8 protein-coding genes and 1 pseudogene are annotated in these 8,116 nt (G+C 76.9%); 6 read left to right on the forward strand and 3 right to left on the reverse strand.

Features of this window, described 5'->3' with window-relative positions:
• Positions 1-214 precede the first annotated feature (214 nt).
• The gene (gene guaA / locus GTR00_RS09405; RefSeq protein ID WP_166611374.1) at positions 215-1,792 is read left to right on the forward strand and encodes a glutamine-hydrolyzing GMP synthase; all 1,578 of its coding nucleotides are present in this window, start codon (positions 215-217) and stop codon (positions 1,790-1,792) included.
• Between the two features lie 89 nt (positions 1,793-1,881).
• Here guaA and GTR00_RS09410 read toward each other — a convergent pair whose 3' ends face one another.
• Positions 1,882-3,696 (reverse strand): CYTH and CHAD domain-containing protein, encoded by a 1,815-nt coding sequence (locus GTR00_RS09410; RefSeq protein WP_166611368.1) that lies wholly within the window; start codon positions 3,694-3,696, stop codon positions 1,882-1,884.
• Between the two features lie 131 nt (positions 3,697-3,827).
• Between GTR00_RS09410 and GTR00_RS24945 the strand changes: the two are divergent.
• From GTR00_RS24945 to GTR00_RS09435, 5 genes and pseudogenes are all read left to right on the forward strand, one after another.
• Positions 3,828-4,103: pseudogene (locus tag GTR00_RS24945) on the forward strand (inorganic phosphate transporter); the annotation flags it as partial.
• An 80-nt stretch (positions 4,104-4,183) separates the two neighbouring features.
• The gene (locus GTR00_RS09420; RefSeq protein ID WP_323132360.1) at positions 4,184-4,771 is read left to right on the forward strand and encodes a TetR/AcrR family transcriptional regulator; all 588 of its coding nucleotides are present in this window, start codon (positions 4,184-4,186) and stop codon (positions 4,769-4,771) included.
• Positions 4,772-4,841: 70 nt separating this feature from the next.
• The gene (locus GTR00_RS09425; RefSeq protein ID WP_323132361.1) at positions 4,842-5,387 is read left to right on the forward strand and encodes an FBP domain-containing protein; all 546 of its coding nucleotides are present in this window, start codon (positions 4,842-4,844) and stop codon (positions 5,385-5,387) included.
• A 57-nt stretch (positions 5,388-5,444) separates the two neighbouring features.
• Positions 5,445-5,795 carry an ArsR/SmtB family transcription factor gene (locus GTR00_RS09430; protein ID WP_166611370.1) on the forward strand — a complete coding sequence of 117 codons (351 nt, stop codon included), beginning with the start codon at positions 5,445-5,447 and terminating at the stop codon, positions 5,793-5,795.
• A complete protein-coding gene (locus GTR00_RS09435; protein WP_166611371.1) occupies positions 5,792-6,280 on the forward strand; it encodes an SRPBCC family protein in 489 nt (162 codons plus the stop codon). The genes GTR00_RS09430 and GTR00_RS09435 overlap by 4 nt, the downstream gene beginning before the upstream one ends.
• Positions 6,281-6,537: 257 nt before the next feature.
• Here GTR00_RS09435 and GTR00_RS09440 read toward each other — a convergent pair whose 3' ends face one another.
• Both GTR00_RS09440 and GTR00_RS09445 read right to left on the reverse strand, forming a co-directional pair.
• Positions 6,538-6,954, reverse strand: a complete 417-nt coding sequence (locus GTR00_RS09440; protein WP_166611372.1) for a DUF350 domain-containing protein — start codon at positions 6,952-6,954, stop codon at positions 6,538-6,540.
• Positions 6,955-6,988: 34 nt separating this feature from the next.
• Positions 6,989-8,116 (reverse strand): glutathionylspermidine synthase family protein (locus GTR00_RS09445; protein ID WP_166611373.1); only part of this gene is annotated, 1,128 nt, incomplete at its 5' end.

The following is an 8,116-nucleotide window of genomic DNA, read 5'->3' on the forward strand; positions in this document are numbered from 1 at the left end:
GGGGTGGGGGGTCGCACGGTGCCTCCTCGTCGTCGAGCGAGCCCCGCGCGGGCGTGCGCCGCGCGGGCGTGTGCTGCGCCGAAGCTATGCGCGCCGCGGGGGCGCTGTCGAGCGGGCGGCGGTGGACGGGCCCGCACCGCCCGGCCGATACCCTGGGGACGTGACGCCGGACGCGCCCGAGACCCCGCAGACCGCCCCCGACGAGCCCGCCGAGGTGGCCGCCGAGCGCGCCCACCGCCCCGTCCTGGTCGTCGACTACGGCGCGCAGTACGCCCAGCTCATCGCGCGCCGCGTGCGCGAGGCCGACGCCTACTCCGAGATCGTCCCCAGCAGCACGCCGGTGGCGGAGATCCTCGCCAAGGACCCGGCCGCGATCATCCTCTCCGGCGGCCCGGCCAGCGTCTACGCCGAGGACGCCCCGCAGGTCGACCCCGCCCTCTTCGAGGCCGGCGTGCCGGTGCTGGGCATCTGCTACGGGTTCCAGGCGATGGCCAAGGCGCTGGGCGGGGAGGTGCACCGCACCGGCCGCCGCGAGTACGGCGGCACCGTGGCGCGCGTGCCGGAGTCCGCCGGCTCCACGCTGCTGCGCGGCCAGCCCGCCGAGCAGTCGGTGTGGATGTCCCACGGCGACAGCGTCGCGCGCGCCCCCGAGGGCTTCCGCGTCGTGGCCTCCTCCGACGACACCCCCGTGGCCGCCTTCGAGGACGACGAGCGCCGCCTGTACGGCGTGCAGTGGCACCCGGAGGTCAAGCACTCCACCCACGGGCAGGACGTGCTGGTGAACTTCCTGCGCGAGGGCGCGCGGGTGCCCGCGGACTGGACCACCGGCAACGTCATCGACGAGCAGGTCGCCCGCATCCGCGCCCAGGTCGGCGACGGCAAGGTGATCTGCGGCCTGTCCGGCGGCGTGGACTCCGCCGTCGCCGCCGCCCTCGTCCAGCGCGCCGTGGGCGAGCAGCTCACCTGCGTGTTCGTCGACCACGGCCTGCTGCGCGCCGGCGAGGCCGAGCAGGTCGAGCAGGACTACGTCGCCGCCACCGGCGTGAAGCTGCACGTGGTGGACGCCGCCCGGCGCTTCGCCGACGCCCTCGCCGGCGTCACCGACCCCGAGGCCAAGCGCAAGGTCATCGGCCGGGAGTTCATCCGCGTCTTCGAGCAGGCCGCCGCCGACGTCGTCGCCGCCGAGGGCGGCAGCGGCGAGGTGCGCTTCCTCGTGCAGGGCACCCTGTACCCGGACGTCGTGGAGTCCGGCGGCGGCACCGGCGCGGCCACCATCAAGAGCCACCACAACGTCGGCGGCCTGCCCGAGGACATGGCGTTCGAGCTGGTCGAGCCGCTGCGCGCCCTGTTCAAGGACGAGGTCCGCGCGGTCGGCGAGCAGCTCGGCCTGCCCGAGGCGATGGTGTGGCGCCAGCCCTTCCCCGGCCCCGGCCTGGGCATCCGCATCGTCGGCGAGGTCACCCCCGGGCGCCTGGAGACGCTGCGCGCCGCCGACGCCATCGCCCGCGAGGAGCTCACCGCCGCCGGCCTGGACCGCGACATCTGGCAGTGCCCGGTGGTGCTGCTGGCCGACGTGCGCTCGGTGGGCGTGCAGGGCGACGGGCGCACCTACGGCCACCCGGTCGTGCTGCGCCCGGTCAGCTCCGAGGACGCCATGACCGCCGACTGGACGCGCCTGCCGTACGAGGTGCTGGCGCGCATCTCCACCCGCATCACCAACGAGGTCCCCGAGGTCAACCGCGTCGTGCTCGACGTGACGAGCAAGCCGCCGGGGACCATCGAGTGGGAGTGAGCCCCCCGCGCTGAGCACGACCGCGCCCCGCCGCCCCGGTCACCACCGGGGGGCGGGGCGCGCTGCTGCCCGGCGCGGGGGCCCCGGCCTCAGCGCAGCCAGCGGTGCAGGCGCTTGGTGCTCGCCGCGGCCCACACCGCGGCGAAGTCCTCCTCGGTGGCCGCCGCGTGCGCCAGCTCCCGCTCGTACAGGCGCCCGTACGCGAACGCCGCGGCGCCGCCCACGCCCTCGGCGGTGGCCAGCTCGTGCAGGCGCTCGCGCGTCACCACCGAGTCCTGGTGCTCGCCGAGGACCTCCTGCACCTCGGTGACCGCGCGGGCGAAGCGGGTGGCCTCCTTGCCGAACACCACCGCCACGGCCTCGGCGGCGTAGCGCACCTGCTTGGCGGCCTTGCGCGCCTCGTGCAGCACCTCGTCGCGCTCGTGGCCGGGCTCGGTGCGCTGCGCGCGGCGCACCAGCTCCGCCAGCTGCTCGTGGGTGCGCGCCACGCGCCGCGGCAGCACCTTCGCCGCCGGGCGCCCGGCGCGCGCCGTCAGCGGCGGCTCGCCCGCGAACCGGTGCAGGTCGTCCAGCAGCTGCCGGTAGCGCTCGGAGTCCAGCTCCGCCAGCACCCTGTCGTGGGCCTCGCGGTAGGCGCCCTCGAGCTGGCGGCGCACCGCGGCCGCGGCCGCGGGGGCCGCGTCGGCGCCGACCTCCGCGGTGCCGCCGTCGCCGCCGGCGTCACCGGCCCCGCCGGCGGGGGCCAGCTCGGCGACGGCGTCGCCGAGGCGGTCGCGCAGCACCTCCGCGTCGCGGGCGGCGCCCAGCTCCGCGGCCAGCCAGCGCAGCTCGTCGCGCAGCGGCCGGGTCGGCTCGGCGAACAGGGGCTGGAACGTGCGCAGCGCGCTGCGCAGGCGGCGGGTGGCCACCCGCATCTTGTGCACGGCGTCCGGGGCGTCCAGGCGCACGCGCGGGTCCTGCGCCACGACCTGCTCCACCTGCTCGACCAGGTGCGCCAGGACCACGTCCCCGGCGCGCGAGCTGGTCGTCAGCTTCCTCCCCGGGCGCGGCAGCGGGCGGCGCGCCGCCGCCGGGGCGCTCACCCCGGCGGGCTCGGCGGCGGGCTCGGCGGCGGGCTCGGCGGCGGGCTCGGCGGCGGGCTCGGCGGCGAGCTCGGCGGTCGTGGCCCCGTCGGCGTCGGCGGAGGGCTGCTCGGCTCCCGGCCCGCCGGTGCCCAGCGCGCGGGCGAGCTTGGAACCGCTCGCCGAGGGGCGCAGCCCCGCGGCCCGCGCCCCCGCGGCCACCGCGTCCAGCAGCGCGCGCTCGCCGTCGACCAGCTCCACCTCCACCTCCCGCCAGCCCACCGGCGCCGCGGCGACGTCGCCGGGCCCGTCGGAGGGCAGCAGCCGCTGCGCGGTGACGCGGTCGTCGGCCAGCTCCAGCAGGACCCGGCCGGTGGGGTCCACCAGGTGCCGCACCCGGCGCAGGGTGCTGATGCGGGCCACCGGCACCAGGGGCGCGTCGCCGGTCTGCGCGGCGACCAGGCGGCGCAGGGCGGCCGGCACCGTGCGCACCGCGCGGCCCAGCGGCACCCGCACCTCGCGGCGCTCGCGCACCTCCCCGTCGCCGTCGCCGGCGCCGGGCAGCTTCAGGTGCCAGCCGGCGTCCTCGCCGCCGGTGCGGCGGCGCAGGGTGGTGCGCGCCGCCGCCAGGCGGTGGTCGGCCGTGTCGAAGTACACCGCCTCCAGCTCGTGCTCACCGCCGTCGCCCTCCGTCAGCGGCGCGGCGGCGTCGGGTGCGACGCCGCCGTCCGCCAGCAGCGCGGCGAGGGCCGGGAGCTCGACCCCCTCGTCGACGTCGTACTTCAGTTCCAGCTCCTCGTGCGCGGTGACCATCGGGCCGTTGTACCCGGTCGCGCGGAGCACCGCACCCGGCGGCACGTCACGAACGACGCGGGTGAGCAGTTCCCCCCCGTGCGTGAACACCCGGTGAGCTCCGTCCGCGGGGCCCCGGCTGGGCTGTCGGGCCGCGGGCGGCGCTGCCGCGCTCGTGGCCCGTGGACACACCGACGGTCATCCTGGCCCTGGTCGTCGTGGTGGCCCTCTCCTTCGACTTCACCGACGGCTTCCACGACACCGCGAACGCGATGGCGACCTCCATCGCGACCCACGCCCTGCCGCCCACGGCGGCCGTGGCCCTGCCCGGGGTCCTGAACCTCGTCGGCGCCTTCCTGTCCGTGGAGGTCACCCTCACCGTCACCAGCGCGGTGGTGCGCATCCAGAACCCCGACGGCACCCCGAGGCGGGAACTCCTCGAGGGCGGCGGTTCCGCGCGGAACCCGGGGAACCGGTTGGACACGCTCGACCTAGAGGCTCTAGGTTGAGACCTAGGGGAATTAGGGGAGGGGTGCGCGTGTCGCCGAGGGCCGGCATCACCGCGGCGCGGCTGGTCGAGGCCGCGGCCGACATGGCCGACGAGGTGGGCCTGGAGGCGGTCACCGTCTCCGCGCTGGCCCGGCGGTTCGGCGTGGCCGACGCGAGCCTGTACTCGCACGTGCGCAGCGCCGCCGACCTGCGCCAGCGCGTGTGCGTGCGGGCGGCGGAGGAGTTCGCCGCGGTGCTCGCCGAGGCGATCGCCGGGGTCTCCGGCGAGCAGGCGCTCACCCGCTCCGCCGTGGCGTTCCGCCGCTACGTGCTCGAGCACCCCGGCCGCTACGCCGCCGCGACGGCCCGGCTGCCCCCGGAGGTGGCGGCCACCAGCGAGGGCCACCGCCGCATCGTGCAGCTCAGCTACCGCCTGCTGGAGGGGTACGACATCGCGCCGGCGGACCTGACGGACGCGGTGAGGTTCTCGCGCAGCGCGATGCACGGTTTCGTCTCCCTGGAGGCGGTCGGGGGTTTCGGCTCCGAGGGGGACCGCGAGGCCTCCTGGCTGGCGACGCTGCGCGGCGTGGACCGTGCCCTGGCCTCCTGGCCGCGCGGTGGCGCGGGGGGTTCCTGACGCGCGGGGTCCCCCGCGCGCCGGCAGATCGGGTGGAGGACCGGGCCGCGGGGCCCGGGGAGGAGGGACCGTGCAGGAGCAGGGGAGCGGGACGAGCGCGACGGGCGCGGCGGGGGTGCCGACGCTCACCGACGACGTGGTGCGCCGCGCGCTGCGCAACTGCAGCAAGGGGGAGGCCTCGCGGCTGACCGTGCCGGCGTGGGTGCGCGACGTCGACGTCGCCACCGCGCCCGTGGTCGGCTGGCGCGACCCCAAGGCGCCCGAGCGCGGCGTGCTGCTGGTGCCGGGCGCGGGTGGTGCGGCCCCGTGCGGGCTGGTGCTGCGCGCCCCCACCGGCGGGGGGGCGCGCGCGGCGGCGATGTGCGACCTGTGCCGCACCACCCGCGCCGCCGGGGAGGTGGCGCTGTTCGCGGCCCCGCGCGCCGGCGCGGCCGGCCGCCGCGGCGACACCGTCGGCGCGTACGCCTGCGCGGACCTGGCGTGCGCGCGGTGCGTGGAGGTCGAGCGCGGCACCCACGCGCTGCGCCCGGACCCCGGCCGCAGCGTGGAGGAGCGCCGCGAGGCCCTGGCCGAGCGCGCCGGTGCGTTCGTGGACTCCGTGCTCGGCGAGCGCTGAGGAGCGCGGGCGCGGGGGTCTTGCGCAGCCCCGCGCCCGCGCGTAACGTACAACCTCGTGGTTGTACGTGAGCTCGACGCCGATCGCGTCTTCGCCGCCCTGGCCGACGCGACGCGCCGCGACATCGTCACCCGCGTGCTGCGGGGGGAGGCGTCGGTCACGGCGCTGGCCCGCTGCTACGAGATGAGCTTCGCCGCCGTGCAGAAGCACGTCGCCGTGCTCGAACGCGCCCGACTCGTCACCAAGGAGCGCCGAGGCCGCGAGCAGCTGGTGCGCGGCGACATCACCACCGTCCGCGCCGCCGGCCACCTGCTGGAGCAGTTCGAGCGGGTGTGGGCCGGCCGGGTCGAGCGCATGCACGAACTCCTCGCCGAAGAAGCCGAAGGAAACCCGGAGGGACCGTCGTGACCGTCCTGAGCGCCACCACCGACCGCGAGAACCTCACCCTCGTCCTCGTCGCCGAGTTCGCCGCGCCGCCGGAGGCGGTGTGGCGGCTGTGGACCGACGCCCGCAGGCTGGAGCGCTGGTGGGGCCCGCCCACCTGGCCCGCCACGTTCACCCGCCTCGAGCCCGTGCCCGGCGGGGGGGCGCAGTACTTCATGACCGGGCCCGGCGGCGAGCGCGCCCACGGCTGGTGGCGCTTCGCGGACCTCGACGAACCCCGCTCCCTGGAGTTCGAGGACGGTTTCGCCGACGAGCACGGCGAGCCCGCCGCCGAACCCCCTCCCAGCCGCACGCGCGTCGCCCTGGACCCCGACGGCTCCGGCACCCGCATGACGATCACCTCCAGCTTCTCCAGCGCCGACGCGCTGGAGCAGATGGTCGCCATGGGCATGCTCGAGGGCCTCACCCAGGCCGTCGGCCAGATGGACGACCTGCTCGTGCCCGCCTGAGCGGCCCCGGGGGACCCGCGCCTCACACCCCGGCGCGGTGCGTCCACCGCCCGCCCACCAGCGTGCCGAGCACCTCGGTGCGACGCGGCGCGCCCGCGCCGCGTGCAGGTCCTGGCTCACCACGACCACCGGGCGCGCGCCGAAGCGGGCGTCCAGCAGGTCCCGGTGCGCTTCGTCGGGCCACAGCGCGTCGCGCAACCCGTGGCCCAGCACGAGCTCCCCGCCCGGCGCAGCAGGAGGCGTGCCCGAGCCCCGCCTCACCAGATCGAGGCGACCACCACGAACGAGACCGCCAGCTGCGCGGCGGCCACGACGCCGCTGGCCGGGTGCAGCTCGCGCTCCACCAGCACCTCGCGCATCCGCCCCGGCGTCAGCACCTCCAGCACCACCCCGGCCAGCGCCTGCAGCACCACGCCCAGCAGCCCGAACGCCACCGTCCACGCCAGCGCCTGCCCGAACCCGGCCTCGGCGTTCGTCCAGATGGCCGCGAACACCACCAGGCCCAGGCCGAGGAAGCCCGCCGAGAGCACCAGCGCCGCGTTCGCCGAGCGCTCCACCCAGATGTGGTGGGCCAGCCGCCCCGGCGTCAGCAGGTCCAGCACGAGGAAGCCCACCGCGAGCAGCAGGCCCCCCAGCAGCGAGTAGGCGGCGGCGTAACCGAGTCCGGCGAGCACGTTCCCTCCAGGGGTCGCAGCGGTGGGGGCGGGGTCAGTCCTGCAGCCACTGCTGCACCTGACCGGGGGTGGAGCGCGGGGAGTCCAGGTGGTGCGGCACGAAGCGGGCGTCCAGGTCGGTGACGAGGTTGCGCGACTCGCGCACGCCGATCCCGGCGGCGCGGCCGTCGACCACCCAGCTGCCCACGACGGCGCGGTTGCCGTCGAACACCGGCAGCTCCGCGTAGCGCTGGTGCACCAGGTGCTGGCCGGTGGTGTGCGCCGGCGGGCTGGTCTCCACCACGTCGCCCACCCGCACGCGCACCCCGGCGCCCTCCCAGCCGAACACGGGCTTGCTCACCACCCCCGGCCAGCCGGCACCGGCGCCGGGTTCCTCCAGCGAGGCCGGCAGCAGGCTGGGGTGCCCCTCGAACTCCCGCCACAGCGCCACCAGCAGCGTCTTGGACGACAGCAGCGCCTTCCAGGCCGGCTCGATCCAGGAGATGCGCGCCGAGGGGGCGTCCAGCAGCGGCCCGAACCGCTCGGCGAGCATCCACTCCCACGGGTAGAGCTTGAAGCAGACGTCGATGGGCACGTCGTACCGGTCGACGAACCGGCCGCCCTCCTGCCACCAGCCGATGTCCTCCATCCGCAGGCCCACGTCCACCAGCCCGGCCTCGCGGGCGGTGTCGCGCAGGTACGCCAGCGTCACCCAGTCCTCGGTGGGCTCGGTCTGCCCGGCGGCGAAGTGCACCGTGCGCCCGGCGTGCCCGGGCAGCTGCCGCTGCCACGCCTGCACCAGCCGCTCGTGCAGGGTGTTCAGCTGGTCCAGCTCGGGGTGCACGTCCTCCAGCCAGTACCACTGCACCACCGCGGCCTCCAGCAGCGCGGCGGGGGTGTCGGCGTTGTACTCCAGCAGCAGCGGCGGCCCGCTGCCGTCGTAGGCGAGGTCGAAGCGCCCGTACAGCGAGGGCCCGCCGGCCTCCAGGCTGCGGCGCAGGATCCCGGCGGCGTGCTCGGGCAGGGCCAGGGAGGCGTACAGGTCCGGCTCGTCCAGCACCCGCCGCGCCGCCCGCAGCGACATCGCGTGCAGCTCCTCGGTGGCCGTCTCCAGGACGTCGGCCTCGTCCTCGGTGAGGACGTACGCGGCCGACTCGTCCCAGTAGGGGGTCCCGCCCCCGCC

Origin of the sequence: Kineococcus indalonis, assembly GCF_009906395.1 — a bacterium.
GTDB lineage: Bacteria > Actinomycetota > Actinomycetes > Actinomycetales > Kineococcaceae > Kineococcus > Kineococcus indalonis.